This window comes from Azohydromonas australica DSM 1124 (assembly GCF_000430725.1).
GTDB classification, from domain to species: domain Bacteria; phylum Pseudomonadota; class Gammaproteobacteria; order Burkholderiales; family Burkholderiaceae_C; genus Azohydromonas; species Azohydromonas australica.
In genome coordinates, this window is record NZ_AUMO01000065.1 from 12292 (window position 1) to 33774 (window position 21483).

General features: G+C 70.0%; 20 protein-coding genes and 1 riboswitch. Of the genes, 11 read left to right on the forward strand and 9 right to left on the reverse strand.

Going from position 1 to position 21483, the window contains the following annotated elements; all coding sequences use genetic code 11:
- On the reverse strand, positions 1-596 hold a 596-nt coding region (locus tag H537_RS42325; protein ID WP_043458569.1), incomplete at its 3' end, for an NAD(P)/FAD-dependent oxidoreductase.
- 170 nt (positions 597-766) lie between these two features.
- Between H537_RS42325 and H537_RS0111075 the strand changes: the two genes are divergently transcribed.
- Genes H537_RS0111075 through H537_RS0111085 form a run of 3 tightly spaced genes read left to right on the forward strand, consistent with a single transcriptional unit; the run spans position 767 to position 2639 of the window.
- On the forward strand, positions 767-1552 hold the full coding sequence (locus H537_RS0111075; RefSeq protein ID WP_028997977.1) for an SDR family oxidoreductase: 786 nt from the start codon (positions 767-769) through the stop codon (positions 1550-1552).
- A gap of 5 nt (positions 1553-1557) precedes the next feature.
- Complete coding sequence (locus H537_RS0111080; RefSeq protein ID WP_043458559.1) at positions 1558-2205, forward strand: YceH family protein; 648 nt, start codon at positions 1558-1560, stop codon at positions 2203-2205.
- Between the two features lie 14 nt (positions 2206-2219).
- Entirely contained in the window at positions 2220-2639 is a 420-nt protein-coding gene (locus H537_RS0111085) for an acyl-CoA thioesterase (RefSeq protein ID WP_028997979.1), read from the forward strand.
- Between the two features lie 64 nt (positions 2640-2703).
- Here H537_RS0111085 and H537_RS0111090 read toward each other — a convergent pair whose 3' ends face one another.
- Positions 2704-3291: a LuxR C-terminal-related transcriptional regulator gene (locus H537_RS0111090; protein ID WP_238446660.1), complete on the reverse strand. Its 588-nt coding sequence runs from the start codon at positions 3289-3291 to the stop codon at positions 2704-2706.
- Between the two features lie 98 nt (positions 3292-3389).
- On the opposite strand from H537_RS0111090, the gene H537_RS0111095 reads away from it, so the two are divergent.
- Both H537_RS0111095 and H537_RS0111100 read left to right on the forward strand, forming a co-directional pair.
- Positions 3390-4091, forward strand: coding sequence for a CoA transferase subunit A (locus H537_RS0111095; RefSeq protein WP_028997981.1), 702 nt, complete (start codon positions 3390-3392; stop codon positions 4089-4091).
- A gap of 12 nt (positions 4092-4103) precedes the next feature.
- Positions 4104-4742: a 3-oxoacid CoA-transferase subunit B gene (locus H537_RS0111100; RefSeq protein ID WP_028997982.1), complete on the forward strand. Its 639-nt coding sequence runs from the start codon at positions 4104-4106 to the stop codon at positions 4740-4742.
- A 63-nt stretch (positions 4743-4805) separates the two neighbouring features.
- On the opposite strand, the gene H537_RS0111105 is transcribed toward H537_RS0111100, so the two are convergent.
- Entirely contained in the window at positions 4806-6236 is a 1431-nt protein-coding gene (locus H537_RS0111105; RefSeq protein ID WP_051242370.1) for a phospholipase D-like domain-containing protein, read from the reverse strand.
- 74 nt (positions 6237-6310) lie between these two features.
- On the opposite strand from H537_RS0111105, the gene H537_RS0111110 reads away from it, so the two are divergent.
- On the forward strand, positions 6311-8176 hold the full coding sequence (locus tag H537_RS0111110) for a gamma-glutamyltransferase family protein (RefSeq protein WP_169516988.1): 1866 nt from the start codon (positions 6311-6313) through the stop codon (positions 8174-8176).
- A 102-nt stretch (positions 8177-8278) separates the two neighbouring features.
- Here the strand turns inward: H537_RS0111110 and H537_RS0111115 are convergent, their stop codons facing one another.
- On the reverse strand, positions 8279-9316 hold the full coding sequence (locus H537_RS0111115) for a quinone-dependent dihydroorotate dehydrogenase (RefSeq protein WP_028997985.1): 1038 nt from the start codon (positions 9314-9316) through the stop codon (positions 8279-8281).
- A 41-nt stretch (positions 9317-9357) separates the two neighbouring features.
- On the opposite strand from H537_RS0111115, the gene rpiA reads away from it, so the two are divergent.
- Positions 9358-10017, forward strand: a complete 660-nt coding sequence (gene rpiA, locus H537_RS0111120; RefSeq protein ID WP_028997986.1) for a ribose-5-phosphate isomerase RpiA — start codon at positions 9358-9360, stop codon at positions 10015-10017.
- Positions 10018-10072: 55 nt separating this feature from the next.
- Here rpiA and mnmC read toward each other — a convergent pair whose 3' ends face one another.
- The 3 genes from mnmC to earP form a co-directional block, all read right to left on the reverse strand.
- Positions 10073-12037 carry a bifunctional tRNA (5-methylaminomethyl-2-thiouridine)(34)-methyltransferase MnmC2/FAD-dependent 5-carboxymethylaminomethyl-2-thiouridine(34) oxidoreductase MnmC1 gene (mnmC, locus tag H537_RS0111125; RefSeq protein WP_028997987.1) on the reverse strand — a complete coding sequence of 655 codons (1965 nt, stop codon included), beginning with the start codon at positions 12035-12037 and terminating at the stop codon, positions 10073-10075.
- 90 nt (positions 12038-12127) lie between these two features.
- Entirely contained in the window at positions 12128-12682 is a 555-nt protein-coding gene (gene efp, locus H537_RS0111130) for an elongation factor P (protein ID WP_028997988.1), read from the reverse strand.
- 110 nt (positions 12683-12792) lie between these two features.
- A complete protein-coding gene (earP, locus tag H537_RS0111135; RefSeq protein WP_028997989.1) occupies positions 12793-13827 on the reverse strand; it encodes an elongation factor P maturation arginine rhamnosyltransferase EarP in 1035 nt (344 codons plus the stop codon).
- Between the two features lie 36 nt (positions 13828-13863).
- On the opposite strand from earP, the gene uvrC reads away from it, so the two are divergent.
- From uvrC to H537_RS0111155, 4 genes are all read left to right on the forward strand, one after another.
- Positions 13864-15852, forward strand: coding sequence for an excinuclease ABC subunit UvrC (uvrC, locus tag H537_RS0111140; protein ID WP_084150591.1), 1989 nt, complete (start codon positions 13864-13866; stop codon positions 15850-15852).
- Positions 15839-16351 carry a hypothetical protein gene (locus H537_RS0111145; protein ID WP_043458562.1) on the forward strand — a complete coding sequence of 171 codons (513 nt, stop codon included), beginning with the start codon at positions 15839-15841 and terminating at the stop codon, positions 16349-16351. Before uvrC ends, H537_RS0111145 begins: the two co-directional genes overlap by 14 nt.
- A gap of 66 nt (positions 16352-16417) precedes the next feature.
- Complete coding sequence (gene pgsA / locus H537_RS0111150; protein ID WP_028997992.1) at positions 16418-16984, forward strand: CDP-diacylglycerol--glycerol-3-phosphate 3-phosphatidyltransferase; 567 nt, start codon at positions 16418-16420, stop codon at positions 16982-16984.
- A 44-nt stretch (positions 16985-17028) separates the two neighbouring features.
- On the forward strand, positions 17029-17877 hold the full coding sequence (locus H537_RS0111155) for a DMT family transporter (RefSeq protein WP_051242375.1): 849 nt from the start codon (positions 17029-17031) through the stop codon (positions 17875-17877).
- Positions 17878-17909: 32 nt separating this feature from the next.
- Here H537_RS0111155 and H537_RS0111160 read toward each other — a convergent pair whose 3' ends face one another.
- Together H537_RS0111160 and H537_RS0111165 are read right to left on the reverse strand one after the other, a co-directional pair.
- Positions 17910-20084: a TonB-dependent siderophore receptor gene (locus tag H537_RS0111160; RefSeq protein ID WP_028997994.1), complete on the reverse strand. Its 2175-nt coding sequence runs from the start codon at positions 20082-20084 to the stop codon at positions 17910-17912.
- Between the two features lie 47 nt (positions 20085-20131).
- A riboswitch (TPP riboswitch) is annotated at positions 20132-20233 on the reverse strand.
- 143 nt (positions 20234-20376) lie between these two features.
- Entirely contained in the window at positions 20377-21483 is a 1107-nt protein-coding gene (locus H537_RS0111165; RefSeq protein ID WP_028997995.1) for an NAD(P)/FAD-dependent oxidoreductase, read from the reverse strand.

A 21483-nucleotide genomic window follows, 5' to 3' on the forward strand; every position in this document is an offset into this window, starting at 1 on the left:
CGGGACCCTTCCGCGAACACCGTGTACTTGCCCAGCAGTTCCATGCCGAGCTGGAAGTTCTCGGTGGGCTCGCCGTCCTTGCTGATGCCCATGTTCCCCGTGGCGATGCCGCGCACGGCGCCGTCCTCGGTGTACAACACTTCCGCCGCGGCGAAGCCGGGGAAGATCTCCACGCCCAGGCCTTCAGCCTGTTCAGCCAGCCAGCGCGTCACCTCGCCCAGGCTGACGATGTAGTTGCCGTGGTTCTTGAAGCAGTCGGGCAGCAGGCCGTGCGGGGTGGTCTTGAAGCCGGTCTCGGAGAGGAACAGGAACTCGTCCTCGGTCACCGGCTGCTTCAGCGGCGCGCCTTTGTCCTTCCAGTCGGGGAACAGCTCGGTGAGCGCGATGGGGTCCATGATCGCGCCGGAGAGGATGTGCGCCCCGGGCTCGGAGCCCTTTTCCAGCACCACCACCGACACCTCGCGGTCCGCCGCGGCGGCGAGCTGCTTGAGCCGGATGGCGGTGGCCAGCCCCGCGGGGCCGGCGCCGACGATCACCACGTCATAGTCCATGGACTCGCGTGGGCCGTACTGTTCGAGCAGTTGCTGCGGCGTCATCGATTTAGGTGTTGTCTGGTGGCAAATCCTTCGATCTTAGTTCGCCCACCCCGGGTTGGCGGCTACGCAAAAGCCGCAGCGCGCCCGGTGCCGGGGCTGCTCCGGAAGGCCCTCGTCGGCGTGCTATCTTGGCCGGCCCCCTTGCCAGCAAACGAGAAGGCTGCCGCCTCATGAGTTACGAGATTGACCTTTCGGGCCGCGTGGCCCTTGTTACAGGCGCTTCAGGTGGTCTGGGCGCCCAGTTCGCGCGCGTGTTGGCGCGTGCCGGCGCGGGCGTGGTGCTCTCCGCGCGCCGCGTGGAAAAGCTCAAGACCCTGCGCGCCGAGATCGAGTCCGAGGGCGGCGATGCCCACGTGGTCGGCCTGGACGTGACCGATCCCGACAGCATCCGCGCCGCCGTGGCGCATGCCGAGACGGAGATGGGCGCCATCGACATCCTCGTCAACAACGCCGGCGTCAACGCCCAGCAGAAGCTGCTGGAGGTCACGCCCGAGGACTATGACTACGTCATGAAGTGCAACCTGCGCGGGGCCTTCTTCGTGGCGCAGGAAGTGGCCAAGCGCATGATCGGCCGCTCGCAGGGCGCCATGCCCGGCACCTTCACCGGCGGGCGCATCGTCAACATCGCCGCCATGGCCGCGCAGCGCGTCCAGGCCGAGGCCGGCGCCTTCGGCATGAGCAAGGCGGCGCTGCTCTACATGACGCGCGCCATGGCGCTGGAGTGGGGCGGCTACGGCATCAACGTCAACGCCATCTGCCCGGGCTACGTCGACACCGAGCAGAACCACCACGAGTGGACCCGCGCCAGCGCGCAGGACTTGGTCAAGATGACGCCGCGCAAGCGCATCGGCCGTCCGCAGGACCTGGACTCCGTGCTCATGATGCTCTGCGCCAACGAGAGCCACTTCATCAATGGCGCCGTGATCTCGGCGGACGACGGCTTTGGTGTGTGGTAATGGCGATGCGTGAACTGACGCCCGCCGAGGGGCGTGTGCTGGCGGTGCTGGTGGAGAAGCAGGCGACCGTGCCCGACACCTATCCGCTCTCGCTCAACGCCCTGGTGGCGGGCTGCAACCAGAAGACCGCGCGCGACCCGGTGATGAGCCTGTCCGAGGCCGACGTGCTGGAGGCGCTGGAGGGGTTGCGCGAGCTGTCGCTGGTCAACGAGGTCAGCGGCATGCGCGTGACGCGCTACGACCACAACGCCGCGCGCGGCCTGGGCGTGCCCGGCGCGGCCGCAGCGCTGCTGACCACGCTGCTGCTGCGCGGCCCGCAGACCGCCGCCGAGCTGCGCGCCAACTGCGAGCGGCTGCACCGCTTCGCCGACACCTCCTCGGTGGAAGGCTTCCTGGAGGAGCTGGCCGAGAAGGAGCCGCCGCGCGTGGTGCGCCTGGCACGTGCGCCGGGGGCCCGCGAGGCGCGCTGGGCGCAGCTGCTCACCGGCGCGCCCTTGCTGCCCGTGGCCAGCGCCGAAGAGCTGGCGGCGCCGAAGCTGGCGCGTGCCGACGAGATCGCCGCGCTGCGCGCCGAAGTGGCCGAATTGCGCGCGCTGGTGCTGCGCCTGGCCCAGGAGCTGGGCATGGAAGCCCCGCTCAAGTCCGAGTCCTGACCCGTTTTCCGCCGATGCGCTTCGACCTGCCCGAGCTCAAGCAGCCCGTCTTCGAGATGCGGATCCCGATCCGCTGGGGCGACATGGACGCCATGGGCCATGTCAACAACACCGTCTACTTCCGCTACCTGGAGATCATCCGGGTGGAGTGGCTGCAGTCGCACGGCGTGCCGCCCGACCCTGGCGGCAGCGGCCCGGTGATCGTCAACGCCTTCTGCAACTTCCTGCAGCAGCTGGAGTACCCCGGCGAGCTGCTGGCCAAGCTGTACGTGGCCAGCCCGGGGCGCACCAGCTTCGAGACCTACACCACGCTGGAGCGCGCAGACCGTCCTGGCGAGATCGCCGCCAGCGGCGGGGCCAAGGTGGTGTGGGCCGACTCGGCCACCAAGCGCTCCGTGCCGCTGCCGGACTGGGTCAAGGCGCTGATGGCGTGAGGTCCGTTCGGGCCGGGCCTGTCCAGGGGCCCGGCGCGAACGGGACAGAGGCTGGGAAGGGGGCTCAGGCGCTCAGCAGCTTGTGCACCAGCTCCGGCGTGGTCGAGGCGCCGTACTTGCGCATCAGCCGCGCGCGGTACACGTCCACCGTGCGCGGGCTGATGTTGAGCTTGCGGCCGATGAGCTTGCTGGTGAGACCCTCGATGAGCAGCGCGGCGATCTCGCGCTCGCGTGCCGTGAGTTCGCAGCCCAGGCGCCGGCGCGGGGACATGTCCTCGAAGCTCCAGATGCCCGCGGCGTGCGGCTGCGCCGGGTCCAGCGCCCGGCCCGAGACGTGGCACCAGAACAGCTCGCCGCGCTGCGGCCCGCCCACGCGCTTCATCACGCGCTCGTCGGCGTACCAGCCCTGCTGGTCCAGGCTGGCCACGATGCGCTGGCCGGTGCGCTCGAATTCCTCCACGCTCGGGTACAGCAATTCGAAAGAGCGGCCCACCAGGTCTTCCCGTTCCGCCCCGAACATGGCCAGCATGTGGCGATTGCAATCCAGCATCTGCCGATTGCGGGAAATCACCAGCCCGATGGGCGCCAGGTCGAAAGCGGTACGGTAGTCCAGGGGCGCCAATTCAGGCGCATTCGGCATCGGCAATTGCATTTGTTATGACTCCGTGATCGGCTTTAGGCAATTCTACTTAACAACTACTTAATGCGTTAAGTAGTACATTGCGATCCGTTCCAAGTAGGAGACCCCGGATGAACAAGCTCTACCCGAGCGCCGCAGAAGCGCTGAAGGGCATCGTCAGAGACGATCAGCTCCTGGCCGTCGGTGGCTTTGGCCTGTGCGGCATTCCCGAAGCGCTGATCGCCGCGCTGCGCGATACCGGCGTGAAGAATCTCACCGTCATTTCCAACAATGCCGGCGTGGACGGATTTGGCCTGGGCCAGCTGCTGGAAACCCGCCAGATCAAAAAGATGATTTCCAGCTACGTGGGCGAGAACAAGGAGTTCGAGCGCCAGTACCTCGCCGGGGAGCTGGAACTGGAATTCACGCCGCAGGGCACGCTGGCCGAGAAACTGCGCGCCGGCGGTGCCGGCATTCCGGCCTTCTTCACCCGCACCGGCGTGGGCACGCTGGTGGCGGAAGGCAAGGAGACGCGCGAGTTCGACGGCCATACCTACATCATGGAGCGCGCGCTCAATCCCGAGGTGTCGCTGGTCAAGGCCTGGAAGGCCGACCGGAGCGGCAACTTGGTGTTCCGCCGCACCGCGCGCAACTTCAACCCGGCGGTGGCCATGGCCGGCAAGATCACCGTGGTGGAAGTGGAGCAGATCGTCGAGGTCGGCGAGATCGACCCGGATGCCGTGCACCTGCCGGGCATCTACGTGCATCGCCTGGTGCTCAATCCGCATCCCGAGAAGCGCATCGAGAAGCGCACCACCCGTCCGGCCGCCTGAAGGAGAAGCAACATGCCCTGGACCCAAGACCAGATGGCCGCCAAGGCCGCGACCGAGCTGCAGGACGGCTTCTACGTGAACCTCGGCATCGGCATCCCGACGCTGGTGGCCAACTTCGTGCCGCCCGACAAGGAAGTGTGGCTGCAGAGCGAGAACGGCATGCTGGGCATCGGCCCGTTCCCGACTGAGGACGAGGTGGACGCCGACCTCATCAACGCCGGCAAGCAGACCGTCACCACCATCGCCGGCTCCAGCATCTTCGGCTCGCACGAGAGCTTCGCGATGATCCGCGGCGGCAAGATCAACCTGAGCATCCTGGGCGCGATGCAGGTCAGCGAGAAGGGCGACCTGGCCAACTGGATGATCCCCGGCAAGATGGTCAAGGGCATGGGCGGCGCCATGGACCTGGTGGCCGGCGTGCCGCGCGTGATCGTGGTCATGGAGCACGTGGCCCGCAAGAAGGACGGCACCACGGACCTGAAGATCCTGCCCAAGTGCACGCTGCCGCTGACTGGCGTGGGCGTGGTCAACCGCATCATCACGGACCTGGCGGTGATGGACGTCACCCCCGAGGGCCTGAAGCTGGTCGAGCTGGCGCCCGAGGTCACGCGCGAGTACGTGCAGGAACGCACCGGCGTGACGCTGCTCTGAAGCCGCTGCTGCACCGATGAGAAAGCCGCCCTCGGGCGGCTTTTTCCATGGCGCCGCCGCCGTTCACAGCCACCACGACCACAACCGCGCCGCCTGCTCCGCCAAGCGCTGCTTCAAGGGCCGCCGCGCCCACTCGGCCGGGTCGATGCGCTGCGAGGCCGCCAGGTCGGCGTTGAACACCTCGCGCATGCGCGCGCCGAACACCGGCCCCAGCACCACGGCGTTGAGCTCCTGGTTGTGCAGGAAGCTGCGCCAGTCCAGGTTGGTGGAGCCGACGGTGGACCACACGCCGTCGATCACCGCCGTCTTGGCGTGCAGCAGCGCGTCGCGGCGCTCGTAGAGCTCCACGCCCGCGTCGAGCAGCGCCTGGTAGTAGGCGCGCCCGGCGGCCAGCACGAAGCTGCTGTCGCTGCGGCTGGGCAGCAGCATCTTCACCTTCACCCCGCGCCGGGCGGCGTCCTGCAGCGTCTGCAGCAGCTGCGGATCGGGCACGAAGTAGGCGGTGGTGATGAAGATCTCGGTCTCCGCGCTGCGCAGCGCCGAGATCAGCGTGGCGTAGATGAAGCTGTAGGGCTCGTCGGGGGCGCTGCCGATGGCGCGCACCACCTCGCTGCCCTGCGGCTGCAGCGCCGGGAAGTAGTCGCGCGCAGGCAGCTCGGGGCCGCGCTGCGCGCTCCAGGTCTGCATGAACAGCCGCTGGTACTCGGCCACCACCGGGCCCTCGATCTGCACCTGCGTGTCGCGCCAGGGCAGGGCGTCGCGGGCGCGCTGGCGCTGCTGCTGCTCGCTCACCGAGCGCCCGCGCGAGCCGGAGCGCGAGAGCGAGCCGCCCGAGTAGACGCTGCTGATGTTGATGCCGCCCAGGAAGGCGACGCGCCCGTCCACCACCACGAGCTTCCTGTGGTCGCGCTGGTTGACGTTCCAGCCGCGGCGCACGTTGAGCGGGTTGACCGGGTTGAACTCCAGCACCTGGGCGCCGGCCTCGCGCAGCGGGTCGAAGAAGCTCTTGGGCGTGCCCAGGCTGCCCACGCTGTCGTAGAGGAGGTTGACCTGCGCGCCCGCGCGCTGGCGTTCCAGCAGCAGTTCGCGGAAGCGCTGGCCGACCTCGTCGTCCTCCAGGATGTAGAACTCCACGTTGACGTGGTCGCGCGCCGCGCGGATGGCGCTGAACATGGCCTCGTAGGTGGCCGGGCCGTCCTGCAGCAGCTGCGCGCGGTTGCCCGCCACCAGCGGCGAGCCCACCAGGGCTTCCTCCAGCGCGAGGTGGCGGTCCAGGACATTGGTGGGCGCGCCGCGCGCCTGCAGTCGCTCGAGGATCGCCTTGCTCTGCGCCGCCGACAGCGGCCCGCGCGCGCCCTCGATCTGCACCGGCCGCCGCTGCACCGCCATGTCCGGCACGATCACCGGCAGCCCGCCGCAGCCGGTGAACCACAGGCACAGCAGGACCCACGACAGACGCTGGAGCAGCCGCCGGCACCAGGGCATGGCGCTCATGGCAGGGTCCTTGCTGCGGGCGGCTCTTGCATGCCCGCGTCAGGCAAGCGGTATGCGCGAACAAGGAGAAAAACATGTCAGGGCCCTGTGTCAAGGGGATGGCCGCCACGGCCTGCGTATCTACAGCCTTCGCGTCGAAGCCCGCCCCCGGCCGCCGGAAAGCACGGCGCCAGGTGCTGCTGTCGGGCCTGGTGGCCGTGGCCCTGGCGGGCTGCTCGGCGCTCCCGTCCGGACTCCTGGGCCGTGTGTCCGGTCCCGCGGCACCGGCCGGTCCGGTGTTCAGCCGCATGGCCGTGGCCGCCGCGCACCCGCTGGCGGCGCAGGCCGGGCTGCAGATGCTGCGCGAGGGCGGCTCCGCGGTGGACGCCGCCGTGGCGGTGCAGATGGTGCTGACGCTGGTGGAGCCGCAGGCCAGCGGCATCGGCGGCGGCGCCTTCCTGCTGAGCTGGGACGGCACGAAGGTGCAGGCTTTCGACGGCCGCGAGATGGCGCCCGGCGCCGTGACGGAAAACCTGTTCCTGCGTCCGGACGGCACGCCCATGCCCTTCGCGCAGGCGGTGGTGGGCGGCCGTTCGGTGGGCGTGCCGGGCGCGGTGGCGATGCTGGAGGCGGCGCACCGGCAGCATGGCCGGCTGCCCTGGGCACACCTGTTCGAGCCGGCCATCCGGCTGGCCGAGGAGGGTTTCAGCGTCTCGCCGTACCTGCACCGCCAGCTGGTGCAGGAGAAGGCGACGCTGGCCAGCCGCCCGCAGGCCGCCGCCTACTGGTTCGGCCCCGACGGCGAGCCCTGGCCGGTAGGGCATCGGCTGCGCAACCCGGCGCTGGCGCAGGTGCTGCGTGCCATCGCGCGCGACGGCGCCGCCGCGTTCTACGAAGGGCCGGTGGCAGCGGACATGGTGGCGCGCGTGCACGGCCATCCCGGCAATCCCGGCCACCTGACGCTGGCCGACCTGGACGGCTACGTGCCCAAGGAGCGCGAGCCGATCTGCACCCTGTGGAAGGTGAGATTCAAGGTCTGCGGCTTCCCGCCGCCGTCCTCGGGGCATCTGGCGGTGATGCAGATCCTGGGCGTGCTGGAGCGGCTGCCCCGGGCCGGCGAGCCGCTGCGGCAGGGGCTGCCGGCGCCGGACTGGCTGCACGCCTACACCGAGGCGGCGCGGCTGGCCTTCGCGGACCGCGCCGCCTACGTGGGCGATCCGGACTACGTGCCCGCGCCGGGCAACGACTGGCGCTCGCTGCTCGATCCGGGCTACCTGGCCCGGCGCGCCGCGCTGGTCGGGCCGCAGAGCATGAGGACTGCGCGGCCCGGCAACCCCGGGCCGCTGCCCCAGGCGCAAGCGCCGATGGCCGAGCAGCCGGAGTTCGGCACCAGCCACGTCAGCATCGTGGACGCGCAGGGCCGGGCGGTGTCCATGACCACCACCATCGAGGCCGTCTGGGGCTCGCGGCTGATGTCGGACGGCGGTACCGGGCTGCCCGGCGGCTTCATGCTCAACAACCAGCTCACCGACTTTTCGTTCGCTCCCAGCGACGCCCAGGGCCATCCCGTGGCCAACCGCGTGCAGCCGGGCAAGCGCCCGCGCTCCAGCATGAGCCCCACGCTGGTCTTCGACGCACGCGACGGCACGCTGCTGATGACGCTGGGGGCGCCCGGCGGGGCCGGGATCATCCACTACACGGCCAAGACGCTGTTCTTCACGCTGGGGGCGGGCCTGGCGCCGCAGCCGGCCGTGGACCTGCCCAACTTCGCCAGCATGAACGGCCCCACGCTGCTGGAGCGGGGACGCTTCCCGCCGGACACGCTGCAGGCGCTGCGCGAGCGCGGGCACGAGGTGAACGAGGCGGCGCTGGACAGCGGCATCCAGGCGCTGCTGCGCACGCCGCGCGGCTGGATCGGCGCGGCCGATCCGCGGCGCGAGGGGGTGGCGGTCGGGGAGTAGTTTTCCGTTCGCCCTGAGCTTGTCGAAGGGCCTGTCGGTCAGTTGGGCAACGGGGCTTCGACAGGCTCAGCCCGAACGGGGCATTTGCAATGACGCTGGTATTCAGCCCGCCGTCGCCTGCGCCGCCTCGCGCACCAGCGCCGGGCCGCGGTAGATCAGGCCGGTGTAGATCTGCACCAGGTCCGCGCCGGCCTGCAGCTTGGCCTTGGCGTCGGCGCCGCTGAGCACGCCGCCCACGCCGATAACGGGATAGCCGCTGCCCAGGGCCGCGCGCAGCTGCGCGATGACGCGGTTGCTGGCCTCGAACACCGGGCGGCCCGAGAGGCCGCCGGTTTCCTCGGCATGCTGCAGGCCCTGCACCGCGTCGCGCGCCAGCGTGGTGTTGGTGGCGATGACGCCGTCGATGCCGTTGGCGCGCAGCGTGGCGGCGATCACCTTCACCTGCGCCTCGTCCAGGTCGGGCGCGATCTTCACGAACATGGGCACGGTGCGGCCGTGCTGGCGCTGCAGCGCCTGGCGGCGCTCCTGCAGCTGCGACAGCAGCGCGTCCAGCGCCTCGTCGCTCTGCAGCGCGCGCAGGTTCTTGGTGTTGGGGCTGGAGATGTTGACCGTCACGTAGTCGGCGTGCGGATACACGCCGTCCAGGCAGATCAGGTAGTCGTCGACCGCGTTCTCGATCGGCGTGGCGGCGTTCTTGCCGATGTTCAGTCCCACCAGCCCGCCGCCGGCGCGGAAGGACTTCGCGCGCTGCACGTTGGCCAGGAACGAGGCCAGGCCCTCGTTGTTGAAGCCCAGGCGGTTGATCAGCGCATCCTTCTGCGGGATGCGGAACATGCGCGGCTTCGGGTTGCCCGGCTGGCCCTTGGGCGTGACGGTGCCGACCTCGATGAACCCGAAGCCCATGGCGCCCAGGCCGTCGATGCAGCGGCCGTTCTTGTCCAGCCCCGCGGCCAGGCCGACCCGGTTGGGGAAGCGCAGCCCCGCCACCGTCACCGGCGCGCTCACGCGCGGCTGCGACCACAGGCATTGCGCAGGCGTGTTCTGCAGCCGCGCGATGGAGTTGAGCGTGAGTTCGTGGGCCTGCTCCGGATCGATACCGAAGAGGAAGGAGCGGGTGAGGGCGTAGGGGACCAAGGACATCCCCGGATTGTCTCAAACGGGGTCATCGATAATCCGCGCCCATGAACCAGGACGAACTCAAGGCCCTCGTGGGCCAGGCCGCTGTCGCGCACGTGGTGCCCGGCAGCGTGGTGGGCGTGGGCACGGGCTCCACGGTGAATTGCTTCATCGACGCGCTGGCCCGCATCAAGGACCAGATCGCCGGCGCGGTGTCGAGCTCCGAGCGCAGCACCGAGCGGCTCAAGGCGCACGGCATCCCGGTGCTGGACGCGGCCACGGTGGAGCGCATCCCGGTGTACGTGGACGGCGCCGACGAGATCGACCACGGCGGCTTCATGATCAAGGGTGGCGGCGCGGCGCTGACGCGCGAGAAGATCGTCGCCGACCTGGCCGATCGTTTCGTCTGCATCGCCGACGAGTCCAAGCTGGTGCCCGTGCTGGGCACCTTCCCGCTACCGGTGGAGGTGGTCGCCATGTCCGCGGCGCAGATCGCGCGCCGCTTCAAGGCCCTGGGCGGCGAGGCCACGCTGCGTCCCGGCGTGCTGACCGACAACGGCAACCCCATCCTCGACGTGCGCGGCCTGCGCATCACCGACCCGCTGGCGATGGAAACCGAGATCAACCAGTGGCCCGGCGTGGTGACGGTGGGCATCTTCGCCCGCCACAAGGCGCAGGTGTGCCTGCTGGGCACGGCCGAAGGCGTGAAGACGCTGACGTTCTGACCGGTGCGGCCTCGGGTGGCCCCGGCGCTGCCCGACGCTTCAAGTGACGGCGCCTTCAGGCGCCGTCTTCGCTTTCAGCCCCGGCCTGCGCCTTGCGTGCCTTGCGCACGCTGAAGCGCGCCGGGTCCACCGACTCCACCAGCTCCGCCTCCAGTGGGAAGGGCCCGCCGCTGGCCCAGGCCGCGATCAGCTCGCCCAGCAGCGGCGCCCAGCCGATGCCGCGCGAGGCCAGCGCGGTGCACACGTACAGGCCCGGCAGCCGGGGAAGGTCGCGCACGCGCTGCGCGGACGCGCCCGGCACGGGCACCGCGCCCACCACGGGCAGCCGGTCGTCGGCCAGCGTGCGCCAGCCCACGCGGCCGGACAGCGGCACGGCTTCCGCATCCACCTCGATGCCCAGCCGGCGCAGCCGCTGCAGGTTGAACTGCTGGTCGGCGTCGCGCAGCGCGGGATCCGGATCTTGCAAGCTGGCCGTTGCGCCACATACGAGGTTCCCATCCTTCAGCGTGAGGGCGTAGCCGCCGCCCGCGACGGGAATGCGCGGGCGCTGAAGCCCCGGCGTTTCGCCCGGCACGATGGTCACCTGGCCGCGCTGCTGGCCCAGTGGCCAGTGCGGCGTGTTGCCCAGCAGCGGTTCCAGCAACGTACAAGTTTGTCCCGCATTAGCCAACACCACGGCGCTGGCCTGCGCGATCTCCTGACCACGGGCATCCAGGACGGACCAGCCCTCATCCAGTTGCTGCAGTGCGTGCGCCAGCACGCCGGTGCGCAGCGTGATGCCGGGGCGGTCCAGCCAGTGGCGCACCAGCGCGCCCGGCTGCAGCCAGCCGCCGCCGGGGTAGAACCAGGCCGGCTCCCGCAGCGGCAGGCCGCAGCACTCCGCAGCTTCAGTGGCGGTGAGGGCCTGCACGTAATTGAGCGGCAGGCCTTGCGCCGAGGCGAGCGCCTGCATGGCCTGCAGGTCCGCATCGGCGCCGGCCAGGCGCAGCAGGCCTTCCAGCTGGCCGGGGATGCGGCCGGCGGCGATCAGCGGCGCGTAGCTGCGCTGCGCCAGCAGCGCGGCGGCGCGGTTGAAGCGGGCGTGCGGCCCGTCCTGGCCGTTGACCACGCCGTGGAACAGGCCGCCGCGGTTGCCGGAGGTTTCGCTGGCCGGCTCCAAGTGGCGCTCCAGCACCGTGCACTGCCAGCCGGCGGTGGCCAGGGCCTGCGCGCAGGCTGCGCCGGCCAAGCCCGCACCGATGACCAGCGCGGTGCGCGGCGCGTCCGGCGCGACCTGGGCCGACAGGGGATGCCCGGCCGTGCGGCGCGGCACGAACACCGGTGCGTAGCGGGCGCGCGTCATCTCGGGCTTGTAGGCGAAGCCCGGCGCGCGCTCGGCCTCGAAGCCGGCCGAGCGCAGGCCGTCGCGCACGGGGCGCGCCACGCTCCAGGTCGCGGCGGTGGCGCCCGGCGCGGCGAGCCGGCCCAGCGGCTTGAACACGTGGGCGCTCCACAGCGCCTCGTTGCGCGAGGGCGCGAAGCCGTCGAGGTAGAAGGCGTCCGCTTCCAGCATCAGCTGCGGCAGCCACTGGCTGGCGTCGCCCCAGGCCAGCTGCAGCAGCACGCGCCCGCCGTCCAGGGGCAGCGTGTGCAGCTCCGGGCTCAGCGGCGGCCAGTGGGCTGTCAGCTCGGCCGCCAGGTCCGGCAGCGGCGAGGCGGCGTGGGCACGTTTCAGGTCGTCCAGGCGCGGCGGGTGCAGGTCGATGGCGACGTAGTGCAGCCGCGCGCAGCGTTCGGGGTCGGCGCGCCAGGCGTCCCAGGTGGCGAGGAAGTTGTTGCCCAGGCCGAAGCCGGCTTCCAGGATGGTGAAGCGCGGCCGGCCGCGCCAGCGCTGCGGCAGCCCGTTGCCCTGCAGGAACACGTGGCGCGACTGCGCCAGCGCGCCGGCGCGGGCGTGGTAGACGTCGCCGAAGTCGGGCGCGTGCGGCACGCCCTGTGCATCGAACTCGATGCGGGCCGGCACGACGGGAAAGCGCTTCATGGCTGAGGCAGGAGAAAACTAGGTCCGGAAACGACAAGGGGCACCGAAGTGCCCCTTGCCAGTCGCTTGACGCGAGGAACGCGCGGCGTCTTAGACGCGCTTGCGGTACTCGTGCGTGCGGGTGTCGATTTCGATCTTGTCGCCGTTCTCGACGAACAGCGGCACGGGGATCTCGAAGCCGGTGCCGACCAGGCGGGCGGGCTTCATGACCTTGCCGGAGGTGTCGCCCTTGACGGCGGGCTCGGTCTCGATCTCGCGCACCACGGTGGTGGGCAGTTCCACGGAGATGGCCTTGCCGTCGTAGAACACCACTTCCACGACCATGTTGTCTTCCAGGTAGGAAATGGCGTCGCCCATGTTCTCGGCCTCGACCTCGAACTGGTTGTACTCGGTGTCCATGAACACGTACATCGGATCGGCGAAGTACGTGTACGTGCACTCCTTCTTGTCCAGGACGATCTGGTCCATCTTGTCGTCGGCCTTGAAGACGACTTCAGCCCCGCCGCCGTTGAGCAGGTTCTTCATCTTGATGCGGACCGTGGCAGCACCGCGGCCACCGCGGCTGTATTCGGTCTTGAGCACGACCATCGGGTCCTTGCCCTGCATGATCACGTTGCCGGCGCGGATTTCCTGAGCGAGTTTCATGGCGAGATTCCGTAAGAGAGCGGCGGCACGAATCGAGCGCTCGGTGCTGCCTGGTACTGCGCATTGAACGCTGCATCTCACGACGCGGCCGTTGCGCAAAGCCCGTGATTCTACCGCTTGGCAGCCACGAAGCCCTGGAGCTGGGCCGTCAAATCGTTCTGGATTTCAAGGCTTTGGCGCCAGCGCCCGCAGGCGGCGCGCCATGGCGCGGCCTCGGGCAGCGCCGGCGGCGCATCGCCGAAGCCGTTCCAGGACAGCCACAGCGCGCGCACCTGCGCGCTGAAATGCGCGTCGCTGCCGTGCAGGAAGCGGTCCATGAAGGCGTCGAGCTTGCCCGCGTGCACGCCGTCGTACTGCTCGTAGATCTGCCACACGAAGGGGATGCCGGCCCACTGCGCGCGCACGAAGGAATCCTCGCCGCGCACGAAGTTCAGGTCGCTGGCCCACAGCAGGTGGTCGTAGTCGCGCTGCGTGAGCCAGGGCAGGCGGTGCAGCCGCACGTCGGGCGGCAGCTCGCCAATGTCGGCCTGCGCCGCTCCGGGCGTGGCCAGCAGCAGCGTGGGCCGGTCCGCGAGCCAGTGCCACAGCGCCGCGTGCCGGCGGTAGCAGAACAGGCTCACCACGCGCTCGTGCGGCTGCCAGCCCGTGCCTTGCGCTTGCAGCCAGGCGGCGCGGTCGAAGGTGGCGCGGCGCCGGGCCAGGTCGCGCTCGCGCAGCAGCCCGCCGGTGGCGGCGGTGAAGCCGGGATAGAAGAAGTGCTTGGTCAGCCCGGCGCCGGCGCCGCTGAACTGCGGCGAGGGCAGGCCGTGCGAGCGCTCGACATAGTCCTCGGCGCTGAGGTACTCCAGGTTGATCCACACCGGCGGCCTCGCCGCTGCCGCCATGCCCGCGACGAAGCCCTGCGGCGGGTCGCAGCCGAAGAGCTCCACCACCACCTCGCCCGGCGGCGGGAACTCGCCTTCGCCGCGCCAGGGCAGCACTTCCACGCCCGCGGCGCCCTCGGGCGCCATCCACGCCAGCGCCGAGGCGTCGTCCACCCACAGCCGCGCGCGCTCGCCGCGCTCGGCCAGATCCGTGGCCAGTCTCCAGGCCACACCAAGGTCACCGTGGTTGTCGATCACACGGCAGAACAGGTCCCACAACATGGCGCGATTATCGGAAGGCCCAGAATCACGCCCCTCATGAGCTCCTCCCTCCCTTCCGAAGAACCCGCCGTGGCGCCCGGCGCCGTGCCCGAAGGCAGCACCGACAACGCCGAGGCCGCGGCCGCCTCCGGCCGCGCCGCGCTGCTGGCCGAGGTGGCGCAGCTGCCCGCGCTGCCGGGCGTCTACCGCTACTTCGACGCCCAGGGCGCCGTGCTCTACGTCGGCAAGGCCAAGAACCTCAAGCGGCGCGTCTCCAGCTATTTCCAGAAGGACCACGGCGGCACGCGCATCGGCGTGATGGTCAACCGCATCGCGCGGATGGAAACCACCGTGGTGCGCACCGAGGCCGAGGCGCTGCTGCTGGAGAACAACCTCATCAAGGCGCTGAACCCGCGCTTCAACATCCTCTTCCGCGACGACAAGAGCTACCCGTACCTGCAGCTCGTCTCGCACCGCTTCCCGCGCATGGCCTACTACCGCGGCGCGGTGGACAAGAAGCACCGCTACTTCGGGCCCTACCCGAGCGCCTGGGCGGTGAAGGAGTCGATCCAGCTGCTGCAGAAGGTGTTCCGGCTGCGCACCTGCGAGGACACCGTCTTCGCCAACCGCAGCCGGCCCTGCCTGCTGTATCAGATCCGCCGCTGCACGGCGCCGTGCGTGGGGCTGATCAGCGACGACGACTACGCGCGCGACGTGCTCAACGCCGAGCGCTTCCTGCGCGGCGAGCAGCAGGAGCTGCTGGACCAGCTGCAGCGCCGGATGATGGAGCACGCGGAAAGCTTCGAGTACGAGAAGGCGGCCGAGCTGCGCAACCAGATCCAGGCGCTGTCGCGCGTACTGCAGCAGCAGTCGGTGGAGGAGAACAGCGCCTCCTCGGCCGGCAAGGACGTGGACGTCCTGGCCGTGAAGGTGCAAGGCGGCCGTGCCTGCGTGAACCTGGCCATGGTGCGCGGCGGCCGGCACCTGGGCGACCGAGCCCACTTCCCGGCGCACGTGGAAGAGGGCGCCGTGATCGGCACCGCCGAGGACGAGGGCGAGGAGGGCATGAGCGCCGCACCCGTGCCGCCGGAAGTGCGCGTGCTGGAGGCCTTCATCGCCCAGCACTACCTGGACAGTGCCGTGCCGCCCTCGCTGGTGCTGAGCCACCCGGTGGACGCCGCGCTGATCGAGGCGCTGTCGCAGCACGCCGGCTCCAAGGTGGCGGCGCAGCATCAGCCGCGCGAGCAGCGCCGCATCTGGCTGGAGATGGCGCAGCAGGGTGCGGAGCTGGCGCTGGCGCGGCTGCTGGCGCAGGAAGGCTCGCAGCGTGCGCGAACTTTTGCCCTGGCCGAGGCATTGAGCCTGGAGGTGCAGGACCTGGACACTTTGCGCATCGAGTGCTTCGACATCAGCCACACCGCCGGCGAGGCCACGCAGGCCAGTTGCGTGGTGTTCGAGAGCCACCAGATGCAAAGTTCCCAGTACCGCCGCTTCAACATCACCGGCATCACGCCCGGCGACGACTATGCCGCCATGCGCCAGGTGCTCACGCGCCGCTACGGCAAGCTGGCCGAGGGCGTGGCCGCCGGCACCGCGCGCATGCCCGACGTGGTACTGGTGGACGGCGGCCGCGGGCAAGTCAGCATGGCGCGTGAAGTCTTCGAGGAACTGGGCCTGGACCTGTCGCTCATCGTCGGCGTCGAGAAAGGCGAGGGGCGTAAGGTCGGGCTGGAGGAGCTCGTCTTTGCCGACGGGCGGCCCAAGGTCTATCTGGGCGCGGATTCCGCCGCGCTGATGCTGGTGGCGCAGATCCGCGACGAGGCGCACCGCTTTGCCATCACCGGCATGCGGGCGCGGCGCGCGAGCGTGCGCACCAGCGGCAGCCGGCTGGAAGACATCCCGGGCGTCGGCCCCAAGAAGCGGGCCCGTCTGCTGCAGCGCTTCGGCGGTGTGCGCGGCGTGGCCCAAGCCAGCATCGACGAGCTCGCCAGCGTCGAAGGCATATCCAAGGATCTGGCGGAGGAGATCTACCGTGCGCTCCACTGAAGCCCCGCGCCCACTGCGTTGGTGGGCCCTTGTCGCAACCGCATTGGGCCTGGGGGCCTGCACCACGCCGCCTGCGCCGCAGAAGCCGGCGGACATCCCGGCCACGTCGCCCGCGGCCCTCGAACCGCCGCCGTCCCCGGCCGCCATGGCGGCGCTCCCCAAGCCGGCCCGGCCGGGAGACTGGACCTCCTACAAGATTCAGGCCGCGCTGCGCCTGGTGGCGGCCAACCCCGACCTGTCCTACACCGGCGACGTGCCCGATCCGCTGCTGGCCATCCCGGTGCTGGAGATCGAGCTCAACCGCGACGGCAGCGTGCGCAACATCAACGTGCAGCGCGTGCCCCGGCAGGCCAAGGACACGGTGCAGCTGGCCATCGACGCGGTCAAGCGCGCGGCGCCCTTCGGCGACGTGTCGCACTTGCCGCGGCCGTGGAAGTTCAGCGAGGTCTTCCTCTTCAACGACGACCGCCGCTTCAAGCCGCGCATTCTGGACCAGTAATTTTCTTGCGCCTGCCGGCCCGGCCACCCGGCCGGCCGGGCGCTGCGCAGCAGGCACAATGCCGGGATGTTCTTCAACCTGCCCACCCTGCTGACCTGGGCCCGCATCGTGGCCATACCGCTGATCGTGGCGGTGTACGAGCTGCCGCTTCGGCCCACGACGCAGAACCTGGTGGCCACGGTCCTCTTCATCGTCTTCGCGCTCACCGACTGGGCCGACGGCTGGCTGGCGCGCAGGCTCAACCAGACTTCCTCCTTCGGTGCCTTCCTGGATCCGGTGGCGGACAAGTTCCTGGTCTGCGCCTCGCTGCTGATCCTGGTCCAGCTCGACCGCGCCGACGCGCTGGTGGCACTGGTGATCATCGGCCGCGAGATCGCCATCTCGGCGCTGCGCGAGTGGATGGCGCAGATCGGCGCCTCGCGCAGCGTGGCGGTGCACATGGTCGGCAAGCTCAAGACCACGGTGCAGATGGTCGCCATCCCCTTCCTCCTGTACGACGGGCGGCTGCTGCAGGTGATCGACACGCACCTCTGGGGCACGGTGCTGATCTGGGCCGCCGCGGTGCTGACCATCTGGTCGATGGTCTATTACCTGCAGAAGGCGCTGCCCGAGATCCGCGCCCGCGCGCGTTGAGCGCCTCGACGCCGGCGGCGTCCGGCACCCCGCTGCTGCGCGCCATGCCGGCGGTGTTCGTGGTGATCTGGAGCACCGGCTTCGTGGTGGCGCGCTACGGCATGCCGCACGCGCCGCCATTGACCTTCCTGAGCTGGCGCTACGCGCTGTCGGTGCTGGCCTTCGGGCTGTGGATCGCCTTCACCCGCCCGGCCTTTCCGCGCAACGGCGCGCAGGCGCTGCACCTGGCGGTCACGGGCGTGCTGATGCACGCGGGCTACTTGGGCGGCGTGTGGGCCGCCGTGAAGGCGGGCTGCCCGGCCGGCACGGTGGCGCTGATCGTGGGCCTGCAGCCGGTGCTCACCGCGCTGTGGGTCAGCTCCAGCGGCCAGGAGGCGCGCGCCAGCGCCCGCCAGTGGCTTGGGTTGCTGCTGGGCTTCCTGGGGCTGCTGCTGGTGGTGTGGCGCAAGCTCGGCACCGGTGAGGTGACGGGGCTGAACCTGGCGCTGTCCGTCGGCGCGCTGCTGTGCATCACCGTCGGCACGCTCTACCAGAAGCGCTTCGTGTTGCCCTGCGACGTGCGCACTGCCAGCTTCGTGCAGCTGTCCGCGGCGCTGGCGGTGTCGCTGCCGCTGGCGGCGCTGGAGAGCGAGGGCATGCAGTGGCACCCGGAGCTGATCGGCGCGCTGGCGTGGTCGGTGCTGGCGCTGACGCTGGGCGCGAGCTCGCTGCTGTACCTGCTGATCCAGCGCGGCGCCGCCACGCGCGTGACCAGCCTGATGTACCTGGTGCCGCCCTGCACCGCGGTGATGGCCTGGCTGCTCTTCGGCGAGCCGCTGGGCCCCGTGGTGCTGGCGGGCATGGCGCTCACCGCCCTGGGCGTGGGCCTGGTGGTGCGCGGCGCGGGGCGCTGAAGGCGCGCCCGGGCCGCGCGGGTCGGCCAGCCTTAGAAATCCACCTGCACCGAGGCACGCAGCGTGCGCGGCGCCATGGGGTACAGGTAGATGTGGCCGTACTGGTAAGGCGACTCGCGCCAGGCGCGGCGGTCGAAAGCGTTGTCCACGCCGGCGCGCCAGGTCAGCTGCGTGTTGCCGTCCAGTCGCTGGGTGTAGCGCGCCGCCAGGTCCACGCGCGCCCAGCCGCCGATGCGCGGGCTGTCGGCCGTGGGCAGCAACGTGCGGTCACCCTCGTAGACCAGCCAGCCCTGCAGGTTCAGGCCGGGTAGGGCGCCCACGTCGTGGCCGGCCATCAGGCGCAGGGTGTGCGACGGGACGTTGGGCGGGCGCTGGCCGTTGCGGCTGGAATCGGCGCCATCTTCATAGCGGGCACGCAGCGCCATGGCGCTGGCAGCGAATTGCCAGGCACCGGCACGGCGTTCCAGCACGGCCTCCAGGCCGCGGTGGCGCTGGCTGCCGTCCACGAAGTAGTCGGTGCCGGTGTCGGTCACCACTGGGCGGTCGATGTCGAAGGCTGCCAGGGTCCATTGCACATCCAGCGGACCACGGCCCTTGACGCCGATTTCGGTCTGGCGGCTCTTCACTGCCGGCAGCGCCGCGCCATGACGGGTGTAGTCGGGCAGGTTGGGCGTTACGAAGGACTCGATGCCCTGACCCCAGCTCACGTAGACAAGGTGCTGCGGCGCAAAGGCATAGCTCACCGCCGCCCACGGTGTGGTGAAGGACTGGTTGTAGTCGGTGGGTAGAATAAAGCCATCGGTGCTTGTAGTGCCGCGCGACAACCGCGTGTGGCGCAGGCCCAGCCATCCGCTCAACCGCTCTGTGATCTTGACGGCATCGCGCACATAGAACTCGGTGGAGCGCTCGTCGCGGTTGGTGTTCCCGTAGAGGGCGGCTGGTTTGGCCTGGGTAGGTGGCAGCAAGCCGTAAACATTGCCGTTGCCAGCGAAGTTGTAGGTTTGGTTTTGGAAGCGGCTTTCAAAGCGCGTGAACAGCACGCCGGCTGTGACTTGATGCTCGATGCCACCGGTGGCCAAACCTCCGGACAACGAGAAGTCCAGCGCATCGCTGCGCCGGCGCTCGTTCTCACTTCGGAAGTCGTAGTAGTTGAAGTTGCCGTTAGCGCAATAACGATCGAACTCGATGGGTGGGTCTATTTCGTCGCCTTGAGCGTCAACGAGACTGCAGTGCGAGGCATAGGCCAGCCGGTCGTCGGTCTTGAGCCGCTGCGTCATCGCATGGGCCGTGGCCTTCCAGCCACTGCCAAGCTTCTGCGTCAGCCGCACCGAGGCGGTGTTGTTGTTGAACACCACCGGCTGCGACCAGGGCTGGTTGTTGAGGTTCAGGCGCGGGTCGAAGGCGTGCGCGTCAGGCACCACCGGGCCGAGCATGCTCAGGCCCGGCACGCTGGGCTGCGACTGGCGGCCGTGCTCGACCTCCACCTCCAGCAGCGTGTCGCGCGTGAGCTTCACGTCGCCGGCCAGGGCCAGCAGCTGGCGCTCGCCGTGGAGGCTGTAGGTCTGCGGGCGCAGCCGCTCGGCGGCGACGTTCAGGCGCAAACCGTAGCGCTCGTCCTCGCCGAAGCGCTGCGACAGGTCTGCCGCGGCCGTCACGGTGCCGTTCTCGCGCCAACCGAGGAAGGCGCTGCGCACTGTGCGGTCAGGACGCTTGACCGTGTAGTTCACCAGCCCGCCGGGCGCGCTGGTGCCGGCCTGGATGCCGCTGGTGCCCTTAAGCAGCTCGATGCCGGCCTTGTTCTCCAGGCCAATCACGGTCTCGCCGTTGATCGGCAAGCCGTCGCGCCGGTAGTTGAAGCGGTTGTCCAGCACGTACCCGCGCGCGCTCAGGTTGCCGTAGTAGCCCTCGGGGTTGTAGGCGTCGGAGAAGGAGGCGTCCAGCCGCGTGAGGTCGCGCAGGTCGCGCGCGCCCGTGTCCTGCAGCTGCGCCTCGCCCACCACGCGCGCGCTGATCGGCGTGGAGGACAGCGGCTGGTTGCCGAAGCCGCTGACTGCCGGCGCCGGGGTGCGGCCGGTGACGGTGATGGTGGTCGTGGTAGCCGGCGCGGCGGCGTCCTGCGCCAGCGCGGGCAGCGAGAACGTCAGGGCGGCCGCGGCGGCCAGGGGAGATAGCGCGAACAGGGCGCGCGGGTGGGTGCGATGGGCCATCGGTGTACAGCAGTGCCGCGACAGGGCCGCACGGCCGCCGCAAGGACTGCGGCATCCGGAAGCTTCCCTGCGCGAGGATTACCTCAATCAGGTTCAAGGGGACTCTCTCAGCCGGGCCGTCGAACGGCCCAGCACCCCCAGCGAAGAAGCCCGGATTATCGCGGTTGCCCCCGGCGCCGCTGTGGCTCGCGGGCCACGGACGGCCGCACCCGCGACGCGGCCATGGCTTGCCAGCGCCCCATGAAAAAGGCCCGCAGTGCGGGCCTCTCTGGGAGTGGGCTGGCGGGGAAGCTCAGTCGAACACCGGCGTTTCCACGCCCAGCACCTTGTGCAGCTTGGGGCTGGTGGTCGTGTACTGCAGGTGCACGCGCTTCTCCGGGAAGATGTAGGGCACGGCGCCGAAGGCGGCCAGCGCGGCCTCGTGGAAGCCCGACAGGATCAGCTTCTTCTTGCCCGGGTAGGTGTTGACGTCACCCACGGCGAAGATGCCCGGCACGCTCGTCTGGAACTTCTCGGTGTCCACGACGATCTGCTTGCGCTCCAGGGCCAGGCCCCAGTCGGCGATGGGGCCGAGCTTGGGCGACAGGCCGAAGAACACCAGCAGCATGTCCATCGGCACCACGCGCGTGACGCCGTCGCCGCCGGTGACCTTCACGCCCGTGAGCGTCTGGCCGTCGGCGCTGGTGTCGATGCCCGTGATCTGGCCGACGATGAACTGCATCTCGTAGGCGTCGCACAGCTCCTTCATCTTGGCCACCGAGGCCGGCGCGGCGCGGAAGCCGTCGCGGCGGTGGATCAGGATGACGCTCTCGGCCTTGTTCGGGCCGTCCTGCGCGAAGTTCAGCGCCCAGTCCAGCGCGGAGTCGCCACCGCCCACGATCACCAGGTTCTTGCCGGCGAACTGCGCGGGGTTCTTGACGCGGTAGAAAACCTGCTTGTCGTTGAAGGCGTCCAGCCCTTCGACCTTGAGCGTGCGCGGCTGGAACGAGCCCACGCCGCCGGCGATGAAGATCGTCTTGGTCAGGAAGCGCGTGCCCTTGCTGGTCTCGACGTAGAAGCGGCCGTCGTCCTGCTTCTGCACCGTGGTGACTTCCTGGCCCAGGTGGAAGGTCGCGCCGAAGGGCTCGATCTGCTTGAGCAGGTTGTCGGTGAGCTCCTTGCCGGTGCACATCGGCACGGCCGGGATGTCATAGATCGGCTTGTCCGGATACAGCTCGATGCACTGGCCGCCGGGGTAGGCCAGCGAGTCGATGATGTGGCACTTAATCTCCAGCAGGCCGAGCTCGAAGACCTGGAACAGGCCGCAGGGGCCGGCGCCCACGATCACGGCATCGGTTTCGATCGGGCCGTCGTGGCCAGCCGCCGTCTTGGCGACTTCGTCGTTCAGTTGGGGTTCCAT

Coding starts and splice junctions, on each gene's coding strand:
- H537_RS0111080 (WP_043458559.1), top strand. CDS start 1,558: ATGCGTGAACTGACGCCCGCCGAGGGGCGTGTGCTGGCGGTGCTGGTG.
- uvrC (WP_084150591.1), top strand. CDS start 13,864: ATGAGCTCCTCCCTCCCTTCCGAAGAACCCGCCGTGGCGCCCGGCGCC.
- H537_RS0111085 (WP_028997979.1), top strand. CDS start 2,220: ATGCGCTTCGACCTGCCCGAGCTCAAGCAGCCCGTCTTCGAGATGCGG.
- H537_RS0111115 (WP_028997985.1), bottom strand. CDS start 9,316: ATGTCCTTGGTCCCCTACGCCCTCACCCGCTCCTTCCTCTTCGGTATC.
- H537_RS0111095 (WP_028997981.1), top strand. CDS start 3,390: ATGAACAAGCTCTACCCGAGCGCCGCAGAAGCGCTGAAGGGCATCGTC.
- H537_RS0111160 (WP_028997994.1), bottom strand. CDS start 20,084: ATGGCCCATCGCACCCACCCGCGCGCCCTGTTCGCGCTATCTCCCCTG.
- H537_RS0111090 (WP_238446660.1), bottom strand. CDS start 3,291: ATGCAATTGCCGATGCCGAATGCGCCTGAATTGGCGCCCCTGGACTAC.
- earP (WP_028997989.1), bottom strand. CDS start 13,827: ATGTTGTGGGACCTGTTCTGCCGTGTGATCGACAACCACGGTGACCTT.
- H537_RS0111165 (WP_028997995.1), bottom strand. CDS start 21,483: ATGGAACCCCAACTGAACGACGAAGTCGCCAAGACGGCGGCTGGCCAC.
- efp (WP_028997988.1), bottom strand. CDS start 12,682: ATGAAACTCGCTCAGGAAATCCGCGCCGGCAACGTGATCATGCAGGGC.
- H537_RS0111100 (WP_028997982.1), top strand. CDS start 4,104: ATGCCCTGGACCCAAGACCAGATGGCCGCCAAGGCCGCGACCGAGCTG.
- H537_RS0111110 (WP_169516988.1), top strand. CDS start 6,311: ATGTCAGGGCCCTGTGTCAAGGGGATGGCCGCCACGGCCTGCGTATCT.
- mnmC (WP_028997987.1), bottom strand. CDS start 12,037: ATGAAGCGCTTTCCCGTCGTGCCGGCCCGCATCGAGTTCGATGCACAG.
- rpiA (WP_028997986.1), top strand. CDS start 9,358: ATGAACCAGGACGAACTCAAGGCCCTCGTGGGCCAGGCCGCTGTCGCG.
- H537_RS0111155 (WP_051242375.1), top strand. CDS start 17,029: ATGCCGGCGGTGTTCGTGGTGATCTGGAGCACCGGCTTCGTGGTGGCG.
- H537_RS0111075 (WP_028997977.1), top strand. CDS start 767: ATGAGTTACGAGATTGACCTTTCGGGCCGCGTGGCCCTTGTTACAGGC.
- pgsA (WP_028997992.1), top strand. CDS start 16,418: ATGTTCTTCAACCTGCCCACCCTGCTGACCTGGGCCCGCATCGTGGCC.
- H537_RS0111105 (WP_051242370.1), bottom strand. CDS start 6,236: ATGAGCGCCATGCCCTGGTGCCGGCGGCTGCTCCAGCGTCTGTCGTGG.